This window comes from Janthinobacterium sp. PSRC1-1 (assembly GCF_049897525.1).
Taxonomy (GTDB): domain Bacteria; phylum Pseudomonadota; class Gammaproteobacteria; order Burkholderiales; family Burkholderiaceae_D; genus Janthinobacterium; species Janthinobacterium tructae.
Map to the genome: position 1 here is coordinate 167,408 of NZ_JAFCWK010000005.1, position 23,932 is coordinate 191,339.

Here is a 23,932-nt window from a genome sequence, read left to right on the forward strand (position 1 = left end):
TGTTGCTTAGCGTTTGTAATAGGCTTGTCGCGCCGCGTGCTCATCCATTGCTTTCTGGTCGCGCTTGTTTTCCAGCTTCAGCGCCTGTTCCTGCGCCCGGTTATTCAGGGTGGTGTACGACATGCGCTTGCGTTCTGCCAGTTGCCAGCGCATCTTTTCATTCTCGCTGCGCGCTTGCGCATGCTCGACCACCTGCTGCTGGCCCTGGATGGCGCTGTCGAGCTTGACCATGAAGGCCTGGAAATTGCGGTAAGCCATGGGCGTGATGCCGTTGCTCATGCTCGCCTCGAAGCGCTGGGCATAATCGTCGCGGTAGCCGGACAGCATGTCGAGCTTCTGGCGGCAATCGTCGAGTGCTTTCAGGGCCGCGCCCAGGCGCTTGGCGCAATCGTCCGTTTCGCGCTGGGCAAGGTCGATCAGGGTTGCAAGTTGGGAAGGAGAAGCCATGCCTGATTATATTCCCGCCATGCAAGCCCTAATCAGTCGAATAGAGCGGTAAGTTGCCCCAAGCTCTCGTCCATGCTGACCCGCTCGGTGATTTGCTGTTGCAAAAACGCCTCGATCTTTTCATGCAGGGCGATGGCCTGGTCCAGTACGGGGTCGGTGCCGGCGCTGTAGGCGCCCACGCTGATCAGGTCACGGCTGCGTTCATAGCGCGAATACAGCTGTTTCAGCTTGCGCGCCTGCTGCTGGTGTTCATGCGTGGTGATCGAGTGGGCGGCGCGCGAAATCGATTGCTCGATGTCAATGGCCGGATAATGTCCCGCCTCGGCCAGGCGCCGGTTCAGCACGATGTGGCCATCGAGAATCGCGCGCGCCGAGTCGGCGATCGGGTCCTGCTGGTCGTCGCCCTCGGTCAGCACGGTGTAGAAGGCGGTGATCGAGCCGCCGCCTTCCTCGCCATTGCCGGCCCGCTCCACCAGCACGGGCAACTTGGCGAAGACGGACGGCGGATACCCCTTGGTGGCAGGCGGTTCGCCGATGGCCAGGGCGATTTCGCGCTGCGCCATGGCGTAGCGGGTCAGCGAATCCATGATCAGCAGCACGTTTTGCCCCTGGTCGCGGAAATACTCGGCAATGGCCGTCGCATACGCGGCGCCCTGCAGGCGCATCAGCGGCGGCGTGTCGGCCGGCGCCGCCACGACGACGGAGCGGGCCAGGCCTTCGGGCCCCAAGATTTGCTCGATGAATTCCTTCACTTCGCGTCCGCGTTCGCCGATCAGGCCGACGACGATCACGTCCGCTTCCGTGTAGCGGGCCATCATGCCCAGCAGCACGCTCTTGCCCACGCCGGAACCGGCGAACAGGCCCATGCGCTGGCCGCGGCCCACGGTCAGCATGGCATTGATCGAGCGCACGCCCACGTCGAGCGTGGTCACGATGGGCGCGCGGCCCAGCGGATTGGCGGGCCGCACGTTGATGGGCGCGCTGTCCGTCGTGTGCAGCGGGCCCAGCTGGTCGAGCGGGCGGCCCGCGCCGTCGAGCACGCGGCCCAGCAGTTGCGGTCCCACGGGCAGGTGGCGCGCGCGGTCGCTGGGACGGCGGCGCGGATGCGCCACGCTGCCGGGGCGGGGGATGGCCGGTTCGACGGAAAACACGCGCGTGCCGGGCACGATGCCTTCGACGTCGCTTTGCGGCATCAAAAACAGGCGCTCGCCTTCGAAACCGACGACTTCCGCCTCGACCCGCCCGCCATTGGGCAGCGGCACGGTGCAGGCGGCGCCGACGGCCAGGCGCAGGCCCACCGCTTCCATCACCAGGCCGGCCACGCGCGTGACCCGTCCCGATATTTGCATCGGTTCCACAAAGCCGACCACGGCCGAACAGTCGCTCAGGTAGGCGCGCCAGCGCGCCGCATGGGCAGCGGGGCCTTTGACGGGTTCACTCACGGCGCCAGCCAGTCCAGGTCCTTGCCCAGCGCATGCGTCAGGCGCTGCCAGCGGGTGGAGCTTTGCGCATCGATCTGGTTGCTGGCCGTGTCGATCTTGCAGCCGCCGCGTTCCACGGACGGGTCTTCGATGACCCTCCAGCCACCCTTGTCGAGCTCATCGCCGATGCCGTCGCGCACTACTTGCGCATCCTCCGGATTGAGCATCAGCAAGGCTGGTTGTTGCAGCACAGGCAAATATTCGATGGCGTCGCGCACCAGCGGCAGCATCAGCTCGGGGCGCACGGGCAAGGCCGTCTTCAGCATGCCCTTGGCCAGTTGCAGGGCCAGTTCCATGACGTCGTTGGCGATCAGTTCATCGGCCTGGTGCACGGCCGTGCCGAAGTCGACGGCGATGGTTTGCAGGTGCGCCAGTTCCACGGCGGACGCCGCCTTGCCTTCCGCATATGATTGCGCATGGCCGTCGGCATGCCCGGCCGCGTGGCCTTCCGCATAGCCGGCGGCGCGGCCCTCATCGAAGGCGTTGGCGCGCGCTTCCTCGCGGATGGCGTCGAGTTCCTCCTGCGTCGGATACTCGAGCGGCGCGGCCGGCTCTTCCTCGTGCAGCTCTGCAAATGGGTCGAACTCCGGTTCCGGCTCCGGTTCGAGCAGCTTGCGCGCCGCCACCACGCTGGGACGCTCGTCGCCAAACGAGGTCATTTCCCAGCGCTGGTAAGCGGTTTGCTGCTCTTTGGGAATCAAATTAGACAAACGAATCCTCGCCTTTTCCACCTAAGACAATCTGCCCTTCGTCCGCCAGGCGGCGCACGATCTGCAGGATCTGTTTCTGCTGCGACTCCACTTCCGACAGGCGCACGGGGCCTTTCGACTCCAGGTCTTCGCGCATCATCTCGCCGGCACGCTGCGACATGTTCTTGAAGATCTTGTCGCGCAGCTCTTGCGAGGCGCCTTTCAGGGCGATGATCAGCATTTCCGACTGTACTTCGCGCAGCAGCAGCTGGATGCCGCGGTCGTCGATGTCGATCACGTTGTCGAACACGAACATTTCGTCCATGATCTTTTGCGCCATGTCGTTGTCGTAGTTCTTGATATTGTCCATGACGGAGCCTTCTTGCTCGCCGCTCATGAAGTTGAGGATCTCGGCCGCCGCGCGCACGCCGCCCAGCGACGATTTCTTGATATTTTCGTTACCCGACAGCAGTTTCGTCAGCACATCGTTGAGTTCGCGCAAGGCGGCCGGCTGCACGCCGTCCAGGGTGGCGATGCGCAAGACCACGTCGTTGCGCAGGCGGTCCGTGAAATGGCCGAGGATTTCGCACGCCTGGTCGCGTTCCAGGTGGACCAGGATGGTGGCGATGATCTGCGGGTGTTCGTTGCGGATCAGCTCGGACACGGATTGCGAATCCATCCACTTCAGCGATTCGATGCCGGACGCATCCTTGCCGCCCAGGATGCGCGACAGCAGCACGGACGCCTTGTCGTCGCCCAGCGCCTTGGTGAGGACCTGGCGGATGTATTCGTCCGAATCGAGGCCGACGGTGGAATTGAGTTCCGTCTGCGCGCGGAAGTCGTCGAGCACCTCGACCACTTGCTCGTGCGCGATGCCCTTCATGGTGGCCATGGCGGCGCCCAGTTTCAGCACTTCGCGCGGACCGAGGAATTTCATGACCTCGGCCGCTTCGCTCTCGCCCAGTGCCAGCATCAGGATCGATGCTTTTTGCAGTCCCGTTGTCTCACTCATTATTGCCTATCCATGCTTTGATTACGTTGGCCACCACGCGTGGGTCGTCCTGTGCCAGTTTCCTCGCCATCGCCAGGTTTTCGCGATAACCGCGGGCCGTATCTTCTTCCAGTTCTTCCAGTTCCGCTTCGCTGAGCAGGACTTCGTTTTCTGCGCCGTCCTTGGCCAGTTCCGGCTCGATGACGGGCGGTGGCGCGCCGAAATCGTCGATCTTGCGCATCACGGGGCGCAGCATCGGGCGCACGATCTTAATGAAGATATACAGCAGGATCAGGGCCGTGATGAGGAACTTCGCCAGTTCCTTGGCCAGCGGCAGGTTGGCCGGGTCGCGCCACCACTCCAGCTTGCCTTCCGGCGCGCGGTCGATGCCGTCGAAGGGCGAGTTGGCCACGCTGAAGCTGTCGCCGCGCTCCTTGTTGTAGCCCATCGCCTCCTTGACCAGGTTATTGATCTGCACCATTTCGGCAGGCGAAATCGGCTTGACCGTGACCTTGCCATCCTTGTCGAAGCTGCGGCGGTAGTTGACGACGACGGCCACCGACAGGCGGCGCAGGCCGCCCATGGATTTCTGCTCGTAGCGCACGGTCTTGTCAACTTCGTAATTCGTCGTCGATTCCTTCTGGCTCGGTGCCGTCGGCGCGCCGCCCGGTGCGCCTGGCGCCTCGGCCGTCAACGGCGCCGTGGCCACGCCCGGCGGCTGGTTCGACAGGGCTCCCGGCACGCCGGACGGGTTGGCATTGCCGGCGCCCGTCGATTCGCTCGTTTGCTGGCTGCGGATGGTGGACGCTTCCGGTGGCGAGTTCGGCTTGTAGGTTTCGGCCGCCTGCTCGCTTTGCGAGAAATCCACATCGGCCGTCGCTTCGGCGCGTACATTGCCTTCGCCGACGATGGGCAGCAAGATCGATTCGACTTGCTTGATCACGCTTTGCTGCAATTGCTGCACGTACTTTAACTGGTTCGGGTCCAGGCTCTTGATGCCGTTGGCGCGGTCCTTGTCCTTTTCCTGGTTCGACAGCAGGTTGCCGGCCTGGTCGACCACGGTGACATTGACTGGAAGCAATTCCGGCACGCTGGACGCCACCAGGTGCACGATGGCGCTGACCTGCAACTGGTCCAGGCCGCGGCCCGGATGCAGGTTCAGCAGCACGGAAGCGGTCGGTTTTTGCTGTTCGCGCACGAAGACGGACGGTTTGGGCAGGGCCAGGTGGACGCGCGCCGTGTCGACGGCGGACACCGATTCGATCGATTTCGCCAGTTCGCCTTCGAGCGCGCGCTGGAAATTGACCTGTTCCAGAAATTGCGACACGCCCAGCTTCTGGTTTTCCATCAGCTCGAAGCCCACGTTGCCGCCCTTCGGCAAGCCTTGCGCCGCCAGTTTCAGGCGCGCATCGTGGACTTGCTCGGTGGGCACGAGAATGGCGCCGCCGCCTTCGGAAAACTTGTGCTTGATGCCCAGCTGGTCCAGCGACGCGGTGATGGCGCCGCCGTCGCGGTCCGTATAATTGGAAAACAGGACCTTGTACTCGGGTGGCTGGTTCCACATGTACAGGGCCACGCCGATGGCAATCAGTGCCGCCACACCCAGGCCACGCAGGAAATTCTTGCCCATCGGCGTCTTGGCGAACGCTTGCACGGACTCCACGGGCGAGCGGGCAGGTGCCGGTTCCGGCGGTATGCGGTTCACATCGATTTCTTCGGCTACAGCCATGATTGCCTTCCAGGGCGTGTGGTTTGACGGGTGTTGGGTGGTGCGTGGGGGCCGCTTCCTCGGGAGGAGGGGCGATATGCAGAATTATCCGCCACTGTCACGCGCTTCAATCGTCCAAACAGAAGGCGCTTTTGCCGCCTGCTCGGCCGAGCGGCTGGCGTTGGCGCTGGTATTGTGGAACCCTGGCAACATGTGACGGAAGTTATTGTACCCGTCGTTGCCTTGCAAGCCAGGGTTTTGTTCTCTGGGTGCAACAGGCATGGAACAGATATGAAGCAGACCAGAATCGGGAGGCAAAGTGAAAACAGGCGGTATCGATAGCAGCAGGATCGAGGCGATGATCGCGCAACTGAAGTCGGCGGCCACGCGGCCGGAGGCGAAAATACCGGCGATCCAGACCGAAATGCCGGCAGCGAAGGTGAATTTTGCCGATGCCTTCAAGAGCGCGCTCGATTCCGTGAGCGGCGCGCAAAAGGCGTCGTCGGCGATGGGCCAGCGTTTTACCATGGGCGACGAAAAGGTCAGCCTGTCGGACGTGATGGTGTCGATGCAAAAATCGAGCATCGAATTCCAGGCGACGGTGCAGGTGCGCAACAAGCTCGTATCGGCGTATCACGAGATCATGAATATGCAGGTTTAAGTTTAATTTACCCCAAAGGCAAATTCCGGGGTCAGTTCCCAAGGAATCGGAATGCATCCCATTGGAATGCATTCCCCCGGCGGGTCTGACCCCAGCTTTCGGCTGGGTTATCAGCTGAGTCCCGCCATGCGCGCATTCCTCTCCCGCTCCAGCCGCGTGATATAGCGTTGCACGTGCGCCAGCATGCTGCGCGGCAGGTCGACGAACTGGCAGCCCAGGCGGCGGTTCAGCTTGTTGTTCAGCAGGGTCATGTCCAGCGAATTGCGAATTTGCAAGGTGGCGCTGACGATGCCGACGTCAGGCAAGTCGATGCGGCAACCGGGGTAGTCCCTGCCGATGGTCTCGCCCAGTATCAGTTTATTGTCCAGGATGGCGATGCCGCCGCAGCTGATGTCGGCCAGCGGAAACGGGGCGTCGGCGCCGCCCAGCGAGGGCGGCAGGGGAATCGAGACGCGCACGGGATTGCTTACGGGCGTGGTCATGCGGTAATACTCGCGCCGCTGCAGGCGGATCAATGTTTCTGGAATGGCAATTTTCAAGGCGGGTGTGCTGCCGTAATTGCACGCTTGCACCTGGGCACTGGCAAACAGGATGCGGATCTTGTCGAGCGACGTTTCAAACGAGATGCCCTTGGCGGCCAGCATGCGCCGATTCTGGTCGTTGTTCACGGAACGGTCGAGGATGACGGTATTGTGGTCGGCATCGACTTCCAGGATGGAGGTGACGCACACATCGGATTCACCGTGGATCAGCATGCGGATCAGCTGATTCTTTTCGCTGATGCTGCGCAGCAAGGCGATGATTTCCCGCCGCGATTCCACTTCAAAGTCATGCCAGTTTTCGAGGCCGGAATCCATAATATGTGCTTGCATTGATGCCTGTCTATGTATCGGTGAGGTGGACGCTGGTGTCGGGCGGCGGCGGGATCGGTCCGCCATTCGCAGATTCAATATGATATAACCAGGCCAGCAGTTCCGCAATCGCCCGATACAGGCCGGGCGGAATCTGGCGGTCCAGGTCGACATCCATCAGCAGCGCCACCAATTCCTTCGATTCATGCACGAAGACGCCGTGTTCGCGCGCCGTGCTGATGATCTGGTCCGCGATCAGACCGCTGCCCTTGGCCACCACCTTGGGCGCCGGCGTGCCGCTCTGGTAGGCCAGGGCGACGGCCGTCTGCGGCACCTTGCGCTTGGTGTCGTCAAGCATCATCTGCTTGCGCTGGCCCGGCCGCCTCCGGCTGGCCGGCGATCGTCAATGACGACAGGGGCCAGCCGGCGGCGTCCAGCGACGCTTCCAGCCGCGCCGCATGCTGGCGCAAGGTATCGGCGCTGGCCTCGCTGCCGGCCTGCAACTGGATGGCCACCCGGCCGCCCTGCAAGACCACGTGCGCGGCCAGGTCGCCCAGCAGGGGAAACTGGAAGCGCACATTGCTGCGCCAGGCCGTCGCTTCCTCATCGCCGTCGCTGCCAGCGTGCTGCTGCCCTTCCGGCGCATCCTGGCTGATATCCCACTGCATCTTCTGGCCGGGCCAGGCTTCGCCCTGCCACTGCACGCGCGCCTGCTCGTGCGTATGCAGCTGTAAATTGATCAGCTGCGCCGAGGCCAGGTCGGTGCCCGTTCTGGGCGTCTCGCCCGCTGCGGCCTTTTGCATTTGCGGTTCCAGCAGCAGCGAGGCCAGCGGGCGCTTGCCTTCGGCCCATTCGGCCACGTGCGATTCATAGAATAAGCCGCTGCTGCCGACCGTGTCGCGCAGCTTTTGCGCCACCTGGGCCGGATCGGCTCCCGGCGCGGCCATCAGCGGCGTCTTGCCGACCAGCGCCAGGGGGGCGCCGGGCACGCTTTCCGCCTGGCTGAGTACGCTGCTGATGGCGCGCGCGGTGGTGCTCAGTTCCGGCGCCGGCGTGTCGCTTGCCAGGGCGGGCAGCAAGTTGGCCGGCGTCAGGGGGGCGCGGCTGAGCAGGGGGGCGGCCGTGCCGCTGGCGCGCGTGCCCGCCTGGGCGGCACCGGCCTGGGGGCCGCGCAGGTCGGTTTCGGGCTCGGCTTCCGCGTCGGCATACGTCAGCAGGGCGCTGGCGGGCTGGTCGCGGTTGTTGCCGATTTGAAACGAGGGGCGGGGATTGATGCCGATCAGGGTCAGGGGAATCTCGGTGCCCAGCTGGGCGCCGGCGGGCAGCTGCATGCGGGCCGGCGTACCTGCCACGCGCACCAGGTAGCTGCCATCGCCCATGCGCGCCAGCACCTGGCCCTGCATGGATTTGCCGATCAGTCCCTGCAGCGAGCGCTGAAACTCGGCCTGGCGCGGGTCGGCGACGGCGTCGGCCGGGCGCGCGCCCTTGACCGGGGTCAGGGGCGGCATGCCGATGGCATCCATCTTCGGCAACATGATAGGTGACCTCGCCCCGCGGGCGTTTAGACGCCGTAGGCGTTGGCCAGGCGCCGTTCGGTGCCCGTGCTGTTGATCAGCTTGGACAAATGCGCCATCCACGGCATGGTCAGGTCGCGGATCTTGCGGTCATCTTCCAGGATCTGCTTGATCAGGGCAACCTTGCGCTGGCGGCCGGCGCTTTCCAGCACGACTTTTGCTTCATTCGCTTTCAGCGCTTCCACGTGCGCGCTCACTTGCTGCTCCAGCGCTTCGAACGCGTCCCAGTCGGCGTTGCTGGCGGCCGTCACCATCCGGCCCGTCAGGGTCTGCATGGTTTCATACGTGGTCAGGACTTCTTGATTGGTCATCATGGCTCAGGCGCTCGCATAGTTGGAGATGCTGGTAACAGATGCATCGCTGGCGGCAATATTCATGCCGGAAGGCGTGCCGATGGCGTTCCAGGTGTCGCGCAGGTCGGTCAGAAGGCGCTGTATCTCTTCGAGGATGTTCAGGTCATTTTTCAGGTTGGCCGTCAGCAATCGCGCGCCCATGTATTCATACAGCGCATCAAGGTTTTCGGCGATCTGGCCGCCCGCATTCTTGTCCAGGCTGGCGCGCAGTCCCTGGTCAATCAGCTGCATGGCGCGTGAAATGGACTTGCCCTTTTCAGGGATATTGCCAGCTTTCATGTGCATCTGCGCGCTCAGCACGGCTACCAGGGCGCCGTCGTACAGCATGGCGATCAGCTTGTGCGGGGAAGCGGCGCCTATGCCCGTTTCCAGGCCAACCTTGGCGTAGGATTGCGCGCCTTTGTTTGATGATCCAAACATTCGTTTTCCTCTAGTAGATATGCGTTAACTCTAAGACAGCTTCGCCAGTTGCTGAGTCAAATAATTGGTGGTGCTGTTCATCGAACTGAGCTTTACGTCGAGCGAACTGTATTGCTTGCGCAGCCTCGCCTCGGTCAGGGTCAGGCGGCTATTGAGCGCATTGCGCTGCTTAGTGATATCGGCAATGCTCTTGTTCAAGCCATCGTTCTTGTTTTGAATCAGGCCCGTCGTGCCCAGGTAACTGTCGGTCGTGCCGGCAAACAGCGCGCTGACGCCTTTCGAAATATTCACCGTGCCCCGGCCGCCCAGCTGGCCGCCGTTGATCAGCACCGCAATGCCGGCGCTGCCGGAGCCGGCCGAACCGGTCAGGGTCTGACCGCTGCCGACGGCCACGGCGCCGTCGATGGTGCCCGCGACGTCCACGCCGGTGGTCATGGTCGGGGTGCCAAACAGCCCATCGGCGCCGTTGCCGGTAATTTCCAGCTTCGACGCGCTACCATATTTGTTCGAGGTAATACTGATGATGCCGTTTTCCTGCTTGACCGTCACGCCGACAGTTTTGTCGGTGCTGGCGGAGGCGCCATTGATCAGCGACTGCAGATGGCTGACCAGGCTGTCCGCCGTGTAGGTGCCCGGCACCAGCGTGGCCTTGCTGCTGACGCCATTGATCGTCATCGAGAGGTTGTCGTTGACGCCGGCGATGATGGTCAGGCCCGCTGGCGCGCTGGCCGCCAGGGTGCCTTGCGTGGCCAGCTTGGAAATCGAGATGGCCTTGGTGCCGACCGTCGAGTTGCTGGTCGAGCTGACGAAGCTGACCAGGCTGTCGCTGGTCGAACCGGAGGTGGCCAGCAGCTTGATGACGTCGTCCGGAGTCTTGTCGATGGCCGTTTGCAGCTTGCCCGTATCGAGCTTGAGCGTGCCATCCTTTTGGAAGGCGACGCCCAGCTGGCTCAGGCTCGTCACGCTACCTGACAAGCCAGGCACGTTGCTGGAAAACATCTTGCGCAAGCTCGCCTGCAGGCTCAGCGTGGTCGAGTCGCCCACCAGCGGGCCGCCCGTGCGCGCCGCGCCCGGCTTCTGGTCCGGCGTGACGGCCGTCAGGCCGTTGATGGTCGTGTTCAGCTCGTTGTAGGCCTTGACGAAGTTGCTCAGGGCCGTCTTGATGCCGGAGGTGTCCATGCTGACGCCGACATTGCTGGCGCCGATCTTCAGTACCGACATCGTCACGCCAGGCACGGCGTTGTCGACGTTATTGGTCGGGCTGGTGATGGCCACACCATTGACGGTCAGTTTGGCATTTTGACCAGCATTGCTTTGCTTCATGTTCTGCGTGCCATTCGGCGCGTAGGACAATAAATCGCTCAAGTCCTGGTCGCCAGCGACGGAAATGCGCATGCTCGACGTTTCGCCGCTCTTGTCCGAGGTCAGCACCAGGCGGTTCGGCGTGCTGCTACCGTCGGAAATAATGCTGGCGGTCACGCCGACGCCAGCCTTGTTGATGGCGTCGCGGATGCCTTGCAGCGAGTTGTTGCTGCTGTCGATGGTGACGGTGCGGGCTGTGCGCGTCGCATCGAGATCGAAAGTGGCCCCCGTATACTTGCCGTCTGCCAGGGTACCGCCCGTGACGCTGCCGAAGTCAAAAGTGAGCACGGTGCTGGCGCCAGAACCGATCAGCGCGCTGGTGCTGACCTGTCCGGCGGCGCTGATGGTTTGCGCCTGCGCCAGCTGGGTCACGTTGACACTGTAGTTACCCTTGACGGTATCCTTGCCAGCGGTGGCGGTCAGGACCTTGTCGTCCGAGGTGGTGGCGTTGGCCACCTTGTATTTGGAGGAATCGGCCAGGGCGGTGACGGTGGTCTGGAATGCGCCGACGGCGCCGCTCAGGGTGCCATAGGCGGATAATTGGGTGGTGATGGCCTTCTCTTTGTTCTGCATGGCGACAAAGGGGCGGCTTTCCACGGTCATCAGTTGACTGACCAGGCTATTTACGTCGAGGACGCCACCAGTACTGAGGGATGAGACAGCCACAATGACCTCCTAGAGAATGCATGAATATAACTGGTTAACGGCATAATCCATCGAGACTTTAGAGGGGTATTCGGCCAGCTGTTTGCCCTATGCCACGAAGGAAGTGGCACAGGGCCGTTTCACGCCGTTTGCTTGATCAGCAAACCTTGTGCTTTTTCCAGCGCCTTGCCGATTTCCAGCGCTTCCTTGGTGGGCATCTGGCGGATGACCTCGCGGGTTTGCTGGTCGATCACCTTGACGATGGTGCGCTCGCTGTCGGTATCGACTGAAAACTCCAGCTGGCGCGACATGAACTGCATCGCCTTGTTGATGTCGCTGACGGCCTGCTTGACCTCTTTCAGCTCGGCCTGCGCGTCTTCCTTGCTGGCGGCCTTGCCGGTGGGCTTGCTGTCCGTGGCTGCTGGTGCCGCCTGTTTGGCTGCCGTGGTGCTGCCTGGCGTGACCGCAGTGCGCTGCGGCTGCGGGGCCGCGAGGCCGTTTGTTGCCTGGATATCCATGATGGTGTCCTCTAACGGAAAATCCCCGGCGGATCAAGATGCAATATCTGGATCGGCCGGGGAGGGCTAAGCTACGGTACTACGGGGCGGAGATTAACCGCGCAGCAGCGACAGCACGCCGTTAGGCAGCGAGTTGGCCTGGGCCAACATTGCCGTACCAGCCTGTTGCAGGATCTGGCCGCGCGTCAGCTTGGCCGTTTCCGATGCGAAGTCGGTATCCTGGATGCGGCTACGCGAAGCCGACAGGTTTTCCGAGGTCGATTCCAGGTTGCTGACAGCCGTTTCAAAACGCGACTGCAAGGCACCGAAGGAAGCGCGCTGGCTGTTGACCTTCGACAGGGCTGCGTCAAGAATCTTCAACGCATCGGTCGATCCCTTGACGGTCGATACGTCGATGTCAGCGACCGCTTTCAGACTGGCGGCGCCTGCTGTAATGCCGTTGTTGGCCGTTACCGTACCACCGATCGAGAAGCCCTTGTCGGAGTTCATCGAAATATAGCCCATCGTGACGGCCGAACCACCACTGGCGGCGATCGATGCGGTCGCGCCAACGGTGCCAGCTTCGTTGATCGATGCTGCAGTGATCAGCGAGGTAGCATCGGTGCTGTTGTTTGTCAGCGTAATGTTGTTGCCTGAAGCATTGGTCAGCACCAGGCCATCGTTGTTGGAGTTCAGCTTGGCAGTCACGCCGGTGGTCGATGATACATCGTTAAACGCGCTGACAGCCGAAGCCAGGCCAGATGCGTTCAGCGCTGCGCCGACCGTGAAGGTCACGTTGGCTGCCGTGGTGGCATTGTCGGATTTGACGGCCAGCGAGTAGACCTTGTCAGCAACAAACGCTGCTGACTCGGTGGTGGTGGCAGATGCCGTGACACCAGTTGCGTCAGTCGAACCATTGATGGTTGCGGCCAGCGATTGTGCCGTGTCCGTTGCTTTGACGTTGATGGTCTTGGACTGCAAGCCTTGAATGTCGAACGTGCCTGCTGAGTACGCCGTACCAGTTGTTACCGTGGCGGGGGCCGTGGTTGATACCTGATTGTTGCCGTAGTTACTCGTGCGGAAGTTGGCGGTCGTGGCCTGGATGGTCTGGCCAGCGTTGGCGCCCACCTGGAACGATGCCGTGCCGAACGAACCGTCGAGCAGTTTCAAGCCGTTGAATTCCGACGTTTGCGAGATGCGGTCAGCTTCCGACAGCAACTGGCCTACCTCAGCCTGGATTGCCTTGCGGTCGCCAGCCGAGTTGGTGGCGTTCGACGACTGTACCGACAATTCACGGACGCGTTGCAGGATGTTACCGGTCGAAGCGAGCGAACCCTCGGCCGTTTGCAGCAGCGACACACCGTCGTTGGCGTTGCGCTTGGCTTGATCGAGACCGCGGATTTGCGAGGTGAAGCGCTCGGAAATCGCCAGGCCAGCAGCATCGTCTTTTGCGCTATTGATGCGCAAACCCGAAGACAGGCGTTGCAATGACGTGGACAGGGCGGACTGCGATGTGCTCAGGTTGCGTTGCGCATTCAGTGACGCGGTGTTGGTATTGATGACTGAGGCCATTTTGAAGCTCCTTGCTATATGTTTTGGCTATGTGCCTTGTACCTTGGTCTGCCCCTGCCTTCCGGGACACTCACACCGCAGTTATATTCATTAACGGAGTGGGCCTTGGAAAGTTTAGGGAAATACAGCGAGTATATTTTTTGTTTTGCCCCTCAAGTTGCCATGGACGAGGACGCATAGACGGCACGCTTTGGCGAAACTTTAGGGTGGTAAATAATTAAATATAAGAAATAATGTTCAGTATCTTCAGATTGCCACGTGGGGCAGTCATGTGGGCCGCTGCAGCGCCGCCGTACGCCCGTGCCGGGCGCAGGCCAAAAAAAACCCACCGTAAGGTGGGCATGGAGTGCGACAGCCTGCAAGTTGCCGTTCAGTCGGCCACCACGACGCGGTTCTTGCCCGTCTGCTTGGCCTGGTACATGGCGCGGTCGGCGCGCTTGACCAGCTCGGCCTGGTCTTCGTTGGGCAGGCGCAGGGCCACGCCGGCGGAAAAGGTGATCAAGACTTTTTCGTTGTCGTGCAGGAAGAAATGCCGGGTCAGCTCGCGCTGCAAGCGCGTCATCGTCGATGAGGCCGCTTCGACCGTGGTTTCCGGCAGCAGGATGAGGAATTCCTCGCCGCCGAAGCGGGCGATGACGTCCATCGAGCGCAGGGTTTCCTTGACGATTTTGACCAGGTGTTTCAAGGCTGCATCGCCGGCCAGGTGGCCGTAGGTGTCGTTCAGGCGCTTGAAATCGTCCAGGTCCAGCATGGCGATACACAGCGGCGTGCCGCGGCGGTCGGAACGGGCCGTCTCGCGCTCGAACACATCGTCCAGGCCACGGCGGTTCAGGCTGCCTGTCAGCTGGTCTTCCCGCACCAGTTCGCTCATATGCTGGAGCTTCGCTTCCAGGGTGTGGATGCGCTGTTCCGCATCCTGCACTTCCTGGCGCGCCAGCACCATCTTGTCGCGTGCGCGCAGGGCTTCGTTCTGCACCATGCGCGTTTCGCGCAAGACTTCGTCGAGAACGCTGTTCAATTCGCTGATATTTTCCGCCTGGCTGATCTTTTCCGAATAGCCGCCGATCTTTTCATGGAAGTCGCCCGTGCTGGCCGCCACTTGCCCCAGGCGGTCGATGAAGGTCATCATCATGTTCTTGACCGTCAGCTTGACGTCGGACAGGCTGTGCTTGAGCTGGCTTTGCTTGTAGATGACTTCCTTCAGGCTGCGCGTGGCGTCTTCCAGCGCGCGCTGGTCGAGCGGGCCGGCGATCAGGTTTTGCACGGCATCGACCTGGCCGCGCAGCCAGCTGTCGTCGTCGAGCAATTGGCTGACGTTGTCCAGCAGCAACTTGAACAGGCGCAGCAGCAATTCCTGCTGCTCGGCCGTATCGCCGCTTTTCAGTTCGATCTGGTAGCACAGCTGCTTCAGGCGCAGCGCCGCTTCGTTCAGCGCCTCTTCCGTGTGCGCCAGCTTGATGGCAGTGCCCAGCGATTCTGCTTCTTCCACCAGCGCGGGCGTGCCCGTTAGCAAGGTGGCGACGGCAAAGCCCAAGGTACGGCTGAGCAATTCACGCAGGGTGCGCGTCTGTTCGCCGTCCGGCAGGGGCGGCAATTCGATGCCGCCGCCTTTCTTGACCTGTTTTTCCGCCAGCTGCGCCAGGGTGCGCGCATAGCTGTCCCAGTCGCGCGCCTTCAGTGCCCGCTGGAAACGGCGGCCAAAGTCGCCCAGTTCGCCCGCCGATTCGCTCATCTTGGCGGCAAACTGCGTCAGGACGTTTTCCGCGCCGCTCTCCGTGGGAGCGCTGGCGGCCAGCACGGCTGCCGGGGCGGCAGGCGACTCCGCCGGTTCGCTGATGCCGGCGATTTCATTGTAGATATCGCGGTAGGCGCTCGGTGTCGGGGCGATGCGGCGCGTGGCCAGGCGGCGAAACGCTTCGCGGGCGATATCGGCGGGATTCATCGCCGCGGCGGCGGTATGCGTGGCGCCAGCGGGCGCGCCTGCTGGTGAAGATGGCAATTTACTGGACATGTAGACACAGCCTTTTCAGATATTTCTTATTATCCCCATGATAGGCGAGTTGGCAAAGAACTTATTGTGCGAGAAGCAAGGAGAAGTCCTGTCAATTCGCCCGATGCCAGCGGGCATGCCGCTTTGGCGTCAATCCACCAGCTGGTTGCGGATGGCGTAATGCGTCAGTTCAGCGCTGTTCTTGAGTTTCATCTTGACCAGCAAGCGCGCGCGGTACTCGCTGACGGTTTTCACGGACAATTTGAGTTCTTCGGCGATGGCGCCCACGGCCTTGCCCGAGGCGATCATGACCAGGGTCTGGTATTCGCGGTCCGACAGGGTGTCGTGCAAGGCCGTCTCGTGGTCTTCGCCCACCGTGTTGGCCAGTTCCTGCGCCAGCGAGGCACTGATGTACTTCAAGCCTTGCGCCACCTGGCGGATGGCCGTGACCAGTTCGCGCGGCGCACTCTGTTTCGTCAGGTAGCCGGCCGCGCCCGCCTTGAGCGAGCGAATGGCGTACTGGTCCTCGCGGTGCATGGACAGCATCAGCACGGCCAGTTCCGGCTTTTCCTTCTTGATCTGCTTGAGCACCTCGATGCCGCTGCGGTCGGGCAGGGAGATGTCGAGCAGCAACACCTGGCATTTCGAGCCGCGGAACAGTTTGATGGCGTCGTGGCCATTTTCAGCCTCGCCGGCCACGATGATGTCCTTCGTGTCGGCGAGGATTTGCTTCAAGCCCTCGCGCACGATCGCATGATCGTCGGCGATGAATACCCGGATGGTGGCTTTTTCTTTCATGACTGCGTTGTTTCCTATCTGAATCCCTGCGCCCTGCGGCGACCCTGTGGCCTTATGGCGATCCGCTTTGCGCTGGTGCGCTGGCTGCAGCCGCTATTATCGCCTCTCGCGGCGTGGTCAGCCGTATTTTTATGCTCAGGAGAGTGCCGCCATCGGGCCCATCGACCAGGCTCAGGGTGCCGCCCAGCGCGCTGGCGCGTTCGGCCATGCCGCGGATGCCGAACGACTGCGGCTTGGCGCGGTCGGACAGGCGCATGCCGACGCCATTGTCGGCGATCGACAGGCTCAGATGCTGGCGCTGCCGGGCCAGGCGCACGCTGACCTTGCTGGCCTGCGCATGCTTGGCGATATTCGTCAGCGCTTCCTGAGCGATGCGGAACAGGCTGGTCGCCTGGTCCAGTTCCAGTTCGATATGCTGGCGGTTGGACATGAACTGGCATTCGATACCGGCCTGGCGCGCGAATTCCTTCACCTGCCAGTCCAGCGCGGCAACCAGGCCCAGGTCCAGCATGGAGGGGCGCAAGTCCAGCGAAATGCGGTGCACGGCGTCGATGCTGCGGTCGACCAGGGCATCGACATAGTCGGCCTTGTCCTGCAGCAGCGGGTCGTCCGGCGGCAGGCGGCGCGCCAGCATGGCCAGCGCCATCTTGATCGCCGTCAAATTGCCACCCAGGTCATCGTGCAGTTCGCGCGCCAGGCGCGTGCGTTCGTGTTCCTTGACCTTGTCGATATGCGCCGTCAGCTCGGCCAGGCGGGCGCGCGACTGGCGCACTTCGATCTGTTCCAGCCGGCTTTCCGTGATATTCGTCATGATGCCTTCCCACTGCACCGTGCCGTCGGCCAGCGCGCGCGGCGTGGAGCGCAGGTTGATCCATTTGACATCCTTCCAGGCATCGATCCAGATGCGGCCTTCCCAGTTCCAGCTCCACAAGGCGTTTTTTGAGGTCTGCATCGATTCCAGATACGAGGCGCGGTCGTCGGCCAGGATCAGCTGGTAGAACAGTTCCGGGCAAGCGTGCAGCCGTGCCGGCTCCAGGCCCAGCAAGGCCTGGCAGCCATCGCTCAGGTAGGGGAAGGCGGCGCGCCCATCGACGTGCAGGCAGAACTGGTACACCAGCCCCGGCGTATTCGAGACGATGGCGTTGAAGCGCGACTGCACCTGCGCCAGGGCGGCGGCCGTCGCCTGTGGCGTGCGCAAGTCTTCGCCCTCGGCCAGCAGCAGGGCGCGGCCCTGGCGGCTGGCGCGCGACAGGTGCAGGCTGAGCGAATACAGGCTGCCATCGCGGCGGCGCTGCTGCACGTGCAGCAAGGCTTGTGCGCCGATGCTGTCGTCCAGGGTTGCCAGCACGGCGGCCAGCTGCTGCGCGTCGAGCTGCGGCGCCAGGGTGAAGGGCGTCATCGCCAGCAACTCCTTGCGCGCGTACTGCAAGTTGTCGCAGGCGGCATCGTTGGCGTCCAGCAATTGCAAGCTGGACGCGTCGTACAGGTAGATTTCCGGCGCCGCCGCGCGCAGGGCGGGGGCGAGCCGGGCAGTATCGTGCATGGGATGGCCTTTCTTCATCAGCGGCGGGCGCGCCAAAAAGCGGCGAAGCGGCGCAGCACCCTGGCCGGGCGGGAATGATGACGGCCTGGCGTGCCCTTGCGCAAGCGCTGCCACCAGGCGCGGCGGGCGCGGCCCAGCGCGGCCGACAGGCGGCTGACCCGGCGCCATGGACGCGTGGCGCGCAGGCGGGCGATCCAGCGGTCCTTGGTTTCCATAAATAAACCGTGCCAGCGCGCAAACCACGGCAAACTGAGCAGGGTAGGGCGCGTCAGCTTGTACAGGCGCGCGACGGCGGCCGCGCCGCCCAGCTTGGCGATGACGATCACGCCGATGCCGGAAAACGCATGGCCGCGCGCGATCGCCAGCAGGGCCAGCAGTTTGACGGGAAACAGCAGCACGGCCGGCAGCACGAAGATGGCCAGCGCCCAGTACGGCGGCAGGCGCTTGATCCACGCTTCGAGCGCATGCAGGGGCGGAAATTGCGCCACCACCTGCATGATGCGCGCGCCCGTCGCCCACAGCCATTCCTCGATCAGCAGGCAGATGGCCGCCAGGTAGACCAGCGGCGCAAACAGCCAGCGCCTGACTCTGTAGAATTTTTTCATCCGTCTCCGTGTGCGGCGCAGGTTTGCCGCGATTGCCACGATGATACGTCAAAAAAGCCCGGCCGCCCCCGCATCCGGTGTGCCTGTGACTCCCTGGCGGGGCTACAATAGGCGGATGAATAAAGCCTTTGTAAAAGAATCGGACAACGACGACGACGATGAAGAAGCGGCGGCGCTGGCGCTGGCCATTCCGGCCGGCGCCAAGAACTACATCACGCCGGCCGGCTACCAGCGCATCAAGGAAGAGCTGCTGCAGCTGATCGACGTCGACCGTCCGGAAGTGGTGCGCATCGTGCATTGGGCGGCGTCGAATGGCGACCGTTCGGAAAATGGCGACTATATCTATGGCAAGCGCCGGCTGCGCGAAATCGACCGCCGCATCCGTTTTCTCACCAAGCGCATGGACCTGGCCGCCATCGTCGACCCCAGCGTGCACCATGGCAACGACCAGGTGTTTTTCGGCGCCACGGTAAGGTATCGCACCAGCGACGGCGAGACGCACACCATCACCATCGTCGGCATCGATGAATTCGACCCCCTGAACGGCAAGATCAGCTGGGTCTCGCCGATGGCGCGCACCATCACCAAGGCGCGCGAAGGCGACCTCATCACCCTCAACACGCCGCAGGGCGAACAGGAGCTGGAGTTGCTGGAAGTGACGTATCCGGCGCCGGGGGAGGGGTAGTTTGCGGTGACGCAGGGTTAGTCTTGATAAGTCTGTCACGCTGGGACTTTCCTTTACAGGAGAGCGGCCATGGCCCGCGGCCAGCGTTTTTTTGTGCCCGGCATGCCTTTGCATGTGGTGCAGCGTGGCGCTGACAGGCGGATCTGCTTTTTCGAGGCAGGCGATTATCTCTGGTATCTGCAGCAGTTACAGCGCCACTGTCTGGCGCACAAGGTCCAGTTGCATGCCTATGTCCTGATGACCAATCATGTGCATCTGCTGCTGTCTGCGGCGAAAGTCGAGGCCGTTTCTCAGTTGATGAAGTCGTTGGGACAGGAATATGCGCATTACATCAACTGGCGCCGCCATCGTACCGGCCCCTTGTGGGATGGGCGCTACAAATCCTGTGTGGTACAGGATGCGACTTATCTGCTGGTTTGCCAGCGCTATATAGAACTCAATCCGGTTCGCGCCGGCATGGTGCAGTATCCGGGCAATTACAAGTGGTCCAGCTACCGTTGCAATGCTGAAGGGCGAATCGATCCGTTGATTGAGCCGCATCCGCTTTATCTTGATCTTGGCAACAGTCCGGGTGACAGACAGCAGGCGTATGCTGCTTTGTTCCAGGCAGAAGATGCGCTTGCGTTCCAAGCATTGCGTGACGCTAGTCGTGGCAATGCTGTTGTCGGAAGTAGCGCCTTCGTGCAAGAAAATCAAACCCGCAAAGCTTAAAGGCTGGGGTCGGACCCTCAGGGTCCGACCCCAGTCTCTGCTCTTGGGTTAGTTCTTAATTCCGCTCTCGCAGGATGCGGTTCACGCCAGCGACCCGGCGCACGTTGCGCAGCAGGGCGGCCAGGTGGACGCGGTCTTTCACCTGCACGGTGAAGCGCAACTGGTCGAGGACGTTGTCCTTGTCTTCGTCCATGCCCACATAGATGATGTTGGCGTCGGATTCGCCGATTTCGGCGGCCACGCGGGCCAGGATGCCCCGTTCGCTGTTGATCAGCACCTTGATGCGGCAGTCGAAGCGGCGGTTCAGTTCGGTGCCCCAGCGCACGGCGATCCAGCGGTCCGGTTCCTTGGCGCGCTGGCGCTTGGCCTGCGAGCAGTCGCTCGTGTGCACGAGCAAACCCTGGTCGCGGCGCAGCTGGCCGATGATCTGGTCGCCGGGAATCGGCAAACAGCACGGTGCCAGCTGCACCGAGACGCCTTCGCTGCCGCAGATGGTAACGGGGTCGAGCTCGCTGCCGCTGTTGTGTTCCACCGGCATGCTGGCCGCTTCGCCGCCGATCAGGCCAAAAATGTGGCGCGCCACCAGGGTCGCCATGCGCTTGCCGATGCCGATGTCCGCGTACAGCTCGTCCATGGAATTGGCGCTCGATTCGTTGAGCAGGCGTTCGACCAGCGGCGCTGGCAGGTCGGCGTCGATGTTCAGGGCGTGCAGCGCCTGCGACAGCAGTTGCTGGCCCAGGGCGATCGATTCAGGCAGGTTGATCGTGCGCAAATGGTGGCGGATGGCTGAACGGGCCTTGCCGGTGCGCACGAACGACAGCCAGGTCGGGCTGGGGCGTGACGAGGAATCGGTGATGATCTCGACGATGTCGCCATTGTGCAGCTCGGTGCGCAGCGGCGAGGTTTCGTTGTTGATTTTCACCGCCACGGTCTGGTCGCCGATGCCCGTATGGATCGAATAGGCGAAGTCGATGGCCGTGGCGCCGCGCGGCAGGGCGATGATCTTCGACTTCGGCGTAAACACGTAGACGGAATCGGGGAACAGGTCGACCTTGACGTGTTCGAGGAATTCGGCCGAGTCGCCCGTCTGCTGCTGGATGTCGAGCAGCGACTGCAGCCACGCATGCGTGCGCTGCTGCAGGTCGGACGGGTTCGATTCACCGCTCTTGTACAGCCAGTGCGCCGCCACGCCAGATTCGGCCGTGCGGTGCATTTCCTGCGTGCGGATCTGGAATTCGACGGGTGTGCCGTACGGGCCGATGACGGTCGTGTGCAGCGACTGGTAGCCGTTCAGCTTGCGGATCGCGATGTAATCCTTGAACTTGCCCGGCATGGGCTTGTACAGGCTGTGCAGGGTGCCCAGGGTCACGTAACAGTCGGCAAAGCTGCCCACCACCACGCGGAAACCGTACACGTCCAGCACTTGCGAAAACGATAAATGCTTGCTGCGCATCTTTTTATAGATGTCGTACAGCGTCTTTTCGCGGCCCGTGACGTCGGCTTCGAGTTCGGCCATGGACAAGGTGCTTTTCACCGCTTCCATGATCTTGTTGACCACTTCGCGCCGGTTGCCGCGCGCCGCCTTGACGGCTTTCGCCAGGGTGCGGTAGCGCATCGGGTACAGGTGCGAGAACGACAGGTCCTGCAGCTCGTGGTAGATGTTGTTCAGGCCGAGGCGGTGCGCGATCGGCACATACACTTCCATGGTCTCGCTGGCGATGCGGCGTTTTTTTGCCGCCGTCATGAAGTCCAGCGTGCGCATATTGTGCAGGCGGTCGGCCAGTTTGATCAGGATCACGCGCACGTCGGACGCCATGGCCAGCAGCATCTTGCGGAAGTTTTCCGCCTGCGCTTCGATCTGGCTCTGGAATTCGATCTTTTCCAGCTTCGACAGGCCATCGACCAGATGCGCCACAGGCGCGCCGAAGCGCTCGATCAATTCTTCCTTCTTGACGTCCTGGTCTTCCATGACGTCGTGCAGCAGGGCGGCCATGATGGCTTGCGCGTCGAGTTTCCAGTCGGCGCAGATTTCCGCGACGGCGATCGGATGCGAGATATACGGCTCGCCCGAGCGGCGCATCTGGCCCAGGTGCATTTCGTCGGAGAAGCGGTAGGCTTCCTTGACTTTTTTCAGGTCGGCGGGGGACAGGTATTCGGCCAGCTTGTCGGCCAGATGGCTGACGGAGGCCACGCCCAAGGCGGGCGCTGGCGGTGCTGCGGGGATGTTGCTGCCGGACGTGCCGGCGCCGGACGCGGAAGCGCCCTGCGATTTTGCCGCCTGGCGCGGGGCCAGGGGCGGCAGTGCTGCAGAAGTCGTGTCGGCTGGAGTCAGACTCATAAAACGTCGCGTTGCTTTACAGTGTGAATAAACGATACGGTAGAACCAGGGGTCAGCACTGTTCCGGCACGCGGTTTCCCAATTACATCGGGACCTTTTTCAGCATTTCGATGCCGACTTTACCGGCAGCGATTTCACGCAGTGCGACAACGGTAGGCTTGTCCTTGGCTTCCACCTTGGGGGTGTGGCCTTGCAACAACTGACGTGCGCGGTACGTTGCAGCCAGGGTCAGCTGGAAACGGTTAGGGATCTGCTTCAGGCAATCTTCGATTGTGATACGGGCCATAGTAACTCCTCAATTTTATGCGTGGTGCGTGGCGCTGTGTGAACTGGCGTGCAGACGAATTACTCTGCGTGCAGGCCCAGCTGGGCGAATAGCGATGCGTTGCGGGCCGCTTGTTGCGCAAACCGGCAACGGGCCGCTCTCACGATCGCGCTCAGTTCGGACAAAGCGACCGTAAACTCTTCATTGATAATAACATACTCGAACTCGGGAGCGTGTGCGATTTCGCCGCCGGCCGCCAGCAGGCGGCGCGTGATCACGTGCGGCTCGTCCTGGCCGCGCTTGTTCAGGCGCTCTTCGAGCGCATCGATCGATGGCGGCAGGATGAAAATACCGGCCGCGCGGGGGAATTGCTTGCGCACCTGGCGCGCGCCCTGCCAGTCGATTTCCAGCAGGATGTCGGTGCCGGCCAGCATTTGCTGTTCCACCATGATGCGCGAGGTGCCATAGTAATTGCCATGCACTTCCGCCCATTCCAGGAACTCGCCCTGGTCGGCGCGCGCGACAAAGTCTTCCGCTGTCGTGAAGTAGTATTCGCGGCCGTGCTGCTCGCCCGGACGGGGCGCGCGCGTGGTGGTCGAAATCGACAGTTTGATGCCGGGCTCTTGCGCCAGCAATGCATTGACCAGTGTCGATTTGCCGGCGCCCGATGGTGCGGCGACCACGAACAGGCTGCCGGAGAAGGCGGTAGGGTGGCTCATGCGGATCTTTCAATAGTCGTGTTGTTGGCGCCGATGCTCGCGCAGGCGGCGCCCAATCCGGTATTTTACCAAGAGGCAAGGCTGTGAGCCAGTCCCAAACAGGCCGGCATGGCCGGCGCCTGGCGTGGCTGGCGGCTTACTCCAGGTTCTGCACCTGTTCGCGCATCTGCTCGATCAGCAGCTTCAAGTCCATCGAGGCGTCGGCCAGTTCTTTGACGGACGCCTTGGCGCCCAGCGTGTTGGCTTCGCGATTGAGTTCCTGCATCATGAAGTCGAGGCGCTTGCCCACTTGCCCGCCCTTGGTGAGGATGTGGCGCGTTTCGCCCAGGTGGGCCGACAGGCGCGCCAGTTCTTCCGACACATCGATGCGGATGCCGTACAAAATGACTTCCTGGCGGATGCGCTCCATGGCGTCCTGGCGCGACAGGGCCGAATTCGAGCCCTGGCTGGCCAGGCCCAGCGCATCCTGCATGCGCTCGATGGCTTTTTGCTGGAACGCCGCCACCACCTGCGGAATCAAGGGCGTGATGCGCTTGACGATGGCTTCCATCGCTTCGATGCGCGACACCAGCACCGCTTCGAGCGCCGCGCCTTCGCGCTTGCGGCTGTCGACGAAGGCCGCCACGGTGCGTTTGGTCAGCGCGCCCACGTCCGCCTGCAAGGACTCTTGCCCCACTTGTGCTTCTTCGATGATGCCCGGCCAGCGCAGCAGTTCGGCCACCGTCATGACGGGGGCGGAGACAAAATGCTGGCCCACTTCGTTTTGCAGGCGCGCCAGTTCGGCCAGCAGGGGCAGGTTCAGCGCCTGCGTGCCGGCGGTCGCGGCCTTGCGGCCAAAGCTCAGGCGTACCTCGACTTTGCCGCGCGTGATGGCGGACATGACGGCGGCGCGCAAGTCAGGCTCCAGCGCCCGCAGATCGTCGTTGATACGGAATTGCAGGTCGAGAAAGCGCGAGTTGACGCTCTTGATTTCAATTGTCAGTGTGCCTGCAGCACCTTCGCTGGTGGCAACCGCGTAGCCTGTCAT

Annotated in this window: 25 protein-coding genes; 3 read left to right on the forward strand and 22 right to left on the reverse strand. The window is 62.5% G+C overall.

Features of this window, described 5'->3' with window-relative positions; genetic code table 11:
- Window positions 1-6 precede the first annotated feature (6 nt).
- From fliJ to ACP7DW_RS12610, 6 genes are all read right to left on the reverse strand, one after another.
- Entirely contained in the window at window positions 7-447 is a 441-nt protein-coding gene (gene fliJ, locus ACP7DW_RS12585) for a flagellar export protein FliJ (protein WP_071075863.1), read from the reverse strand.
- A 32-nt stretch (window positions 448-479) separates the two neighbouring features.
- Complete coding sequence (gene fliI / locus ACP7DW_RS12590; RefSeq protein WP_242428328.1) at window positions 480-1,796, reverse strand: flagellar protein export ATPase FliI; 1,317 nt, start codon at window positions 1,794-1,796, stop codon at window positions 480-482.
- Between the two features lie 89 nt (window positions 1,797-1,885).
- Window positions 1,886-2,587 (reverse strand): flagellar assembly protein FliH, encoded by a 702-nt coding sequence (locus tag ACP7DW_RS12595; protein ID WP_426055768.1) that lies wholly within the window; start codon window positions 2,585-2,587, stop codon window positions 1,886-1,888.
- Between the two features lie 43 nt (window positions 2,588-2,630).
- Window positions 2,631-3,629, reverse strand: a complete 999-nt coding sequence (fliG, locus tag ACP7DW_RS12600) for a flagellar motor switch protein FliG (RefSeq protein WP_071075865.1) — start codon at window positions 3,627-3,629, stop codon at window positions 2,631-2,633.
- Window positions 3,622-5,337 carry a flagellar basal-body MS-ring/collar protein FliF gene (gene fliF, locus ACP7DW_RS12605; RefSeq protein ID WP_426055657.1) on the reverse strand — a complete coding sequence of 572 codons (1,716 nt, stop codon included), beginning with the start codon at window positions 5,335-5,337 and terminating at the stop codon, window positions 3,622-3,624. The genes fliG and fliF overlap by 8 nt, the downstream gene beginning before the upstream one ends.
- A gap of 84 nt (window positions 5,338-5,421) precedes the next feature.
- Window positions 5,422-5,778 (reverse strand): hypothetical protein, encoded by a 357-nt coding sequence (locus ACP7DW_RS12610; RefSeq protein WP_243136610.1) that lies wholly within the window; start codon window positions 5,776-5,778, stop codon window positions 5,422-5,424.
- Between ACP7DW_RS12610 and fliE the strand changes: the two genes are divergently transcribed.
- Window positions 5,675-5,977 carry a flagellar hook-basal body complex protein FliE gene (gene fliE / locus ACP7DW_RS12615; RefSeq protein WP_243420430.1) on the forward strand — a complete coding sequence of 101 codons (303 nt, stop codon included), beginning with the start codon at window positions 5,675-5,677 and terminating at the stop codon, window positions 5,975-5,977. The two genes, ACP7DW_RS12610 and fliE, sit on opposite strands and share 104 nt — an antisense overlap.
- A gap of 110 nt (window positions 5,978-6,087) precedes the next feature.
- On the opposite strand, the gene ACP7DW_RS12620 is transcribed toward fliE, so the two are convergent.
- The 12 genes from ACP7DW_RS12620 to ACP7DW_RS12675 all read right to left on the reverse strand — a co-directional run bounded on the left by ACP7DW_RS12620 (window position 6,088) and on the right by ACP7DW_RS12675 (window position 18,187).
- The gene (locus tag ACP7DW_RS12620) at window positions 6,088-6,834 is read right to left on the reverse strand and encodes a flagellar brake protein (RefSeq protein ID WP_426085210.1); all 747 of its coding nucleotides are present in this window, start codon (window positions 6,832-6,834) and stop codon (window positions 6,088-6,090) included.
- A 25-nt stretch (window positions 6,835-6,859) separates the two neighbouring features.
- Window positions 6,860-7,186: an EscU/YscU/HrcU family type III secretion system export apparatus switch protein gene (locus ACP7DW_RS12625; RefSeq protein WP_099764446.1), complete on the reverse strand. Its 327-nt coding sequence runs from the start codon at window positions 7,184-7,186 to the stop codon at window positions 6,860-6,862.
- Window positions 7,179-8,363: a flagellar hook-length control protein FliK gene (locus tag ACP7DW_RS12630; RefSeq protein WP_426055655.1), complete on the reverse strand. Its 1,185-nt coding sequence runs from the start codon at window positions 8,361-8,363 to the stop codon at window positions 7,179-7,181. The genes ACP7DW_RS12625 and ACP7DW_RS12630 overlap by 8 nt, the downstream gene beginning before the upstream one ends.
- Window positions 8,364-8,389: 26 nt before the next feature.
- Window positions 8,390-8,716 carry a flagellar protein FliT gene (locus tag ACP7DW_RS12635; protein WP_099762582.1) on the reverse strand — a complete coding sequence of 109 codons (327 nt, stop codon included), beginning with the start codon at window positions 8,714-8,716 and terminating at the stop codon, window positions 8,390-8,392.
- A 3-nt stretch (window positions 8,717-8,719) separates the two neighbouring features.
- Entirely contained in the window at window positions 8,720-9,175 is a 456-nt protein-coding gene (fliS, locus tag ACP7DW_RS12640; RefSeq protein WP_426055654.1) for a flagellar export chaperone FliS, read from the reverse strand.
- Between the two features lie 30 nt (window positions 9,176-9,205).
- Window positions 9,206-11,203, reverse strand: a complete 1,998-nt coding sequence (gene fliD / locus ACP7DW_RS12645; protein ID WP_426055653.1) for a flagellar filament capping protein FliD — start codon at window positions 11,201-11,203, stop codon at window positions 9,206-9,208.
- Window positions 11,204-11,322: 119 nt separating this feature from the next.
- Window positions 11,323-11,700, reverse strand: coding sequence for a flagellar protein FlaG (locus tag ACP7DW_RS12650; RefSeq protein ID WP_426055652.1), 378 nt, complete (start codon window positions 11,698-11,700; stop codon window positions 11,323-11,325).
- 93 nt (window positions 11,701-11,793) lie between these two features.
- Complete coding sequence (locus tag ACP7DW_RS12655; protein ID WP_426055651.1) at window positions 11,794-13,251, reverse strand: flagellin; 1,458 nt, start codon at window positions 13,249-13,251, stop codon at window positions 11,794-11,796.
- A gap of 370 nt (window positions 13,252-13,621) precedes the next feature.
- On the reverse strand, window positions 13,622-15,193 hold the full coding sequence (locus ACP7DW_RS12660) for a diguanylate cyclase (RefSeq protein ID WP_426055767.1): 1,572 nt from the start codon (window positions 15,191-15,193) through the stop codon (window positions 13,622-13,624).
- Window positions 15,194-15,391: 198 nt separating this feature from the next.
- Window positions 15,392-16,039 carry a response regulator gene (locus ACP7DW_RS12665; RefSeq protein ID WP_034753998.1) on the reverse strand — a complete coding sequence of 216 codons (648 nt, stop codon included), beginning with the start codon at window positions 16,037-16,039 and terminating at the stop codon, window positions 15,392-15,394.
- A gap of 52 nt (window positions 16,040-16,091) precedes the next feature.
- On the reverse strand, window positions 16,092-17,582 hold the full coding sequence (locus tag ACP7DW_RS12670; RefSeq protein WP_426055650.1) for a histidine kinase: 1,491 nt from the start codon (window positions 17,580-17,582) through the stop codon (window positions 16,092-16,094).
- A 17-nt stretch (window positions 17,583-17,599) separates the two neighbouring features.
- Window positions 17,600-18,187, reverse strand: coding sequence for a hypothetical protein (locus ACP7DW_RS12675; protein ID WP_426055649.1), 588 nt, complete (start codon window positions 18,185-18,187; stop codon window positions 17,600-17,602).
- A gap of 115 nt (window positions 18,188-18,302) precedes the next feature.
- Here ACP7DW_RS12675 and greB point away from each other — a divergent pair, with 115 nt between their 5' ends.
- Both greB and ACP7DW_RS12685 read left to right on the forward strand, forming a co-directional pair.
- On the forward strand, window positions 18,303-18,872 hold the full coding sequence (greB, locus tag ACP7DW_RS12680) for a transcription elongation factor GreB (protein WP_426055648.1): 570 nt from the start codon (window positions 18,303-18,305) through the stop codon (window positions 18,870-18,872).
- Between the two features lie 69 nt (window positions 18,873-18,941).
- Window positions 18,942-19,583 (forward strand): transposase, encoded by a 642-nt coding sequence (locus ACP7DW_RS12685; RefSeq protein WP_426055647.1) that lies wholly within the window; start codon window positions 18,942-18,944, stop codon window positions 19,581-19,583.
- A gap of 55 nt (window positions 19,584-19,638) precedes the next feature.
- Here the strand turns inward: ACP7DW_RS12685 and ACP7DW_RS12690 are convergent, their stop codons facing one another.
- The 4 genes from ACP7DW_RS12690 to ACP7DW_RS12705 all read right to left on the reverse strand — a co-directional run bounded on the left by ACP7DW_RS12690 (window position 19,639) and on the right by ACP7DW_RS12705 (window position 23,932).
- The gene (locus tag ACP7DW_RS12690; protein ID WP_426055646.1) at window positions 19,639-21,921 is read right to left on the reverse strand and encodes a RelA/SpoT family protein; all 2,283 of its coding nucleotides are present in this window, start codon (window positions 21,919-21,921) and stop codon (window positions 19,639-19,641) included.
- Window positions 21,922-22,003: 82 nt separating this feature from the next.
- A complete protein-coding gene (gene rpoZ / locus ACP7DW_RS12695; RefSeq protein ID WP_010400723.1) occupies window positions 22,004-22,207 on the reverse strand; it encodes a DNA-directed RNA polymerase subunit omega in 204 nt (67 codons plus the stop codon).
- 59 nt (window positions 22,208-22,266) lie between these two features.
- The gene (gene gmk / locus ACP7DW_RS12700) at window positions 22,267-22,905 is read right to left on the reverse strand and encodes a guanylate kinase (protein ID WP_077407781.1); all 639 of its coding nucleotides are present in this window, start codon (window positions 22,903-22,905) and stop codon (window positions 22,267-22,269) included.
- A 136-nt stretch (window positions 22,906-23,041) separates the two neighbouring features.
- Window positions 23,042-23,932, reverse strand: coding sequence for a YicC/YloC family endoribonuclease (locus tag ACP7DW_RS12705; protein WP_034787070.1), 891 nt, complete (start codon window positions 23,930-23,932; stop codon window positions 23,042-23,044).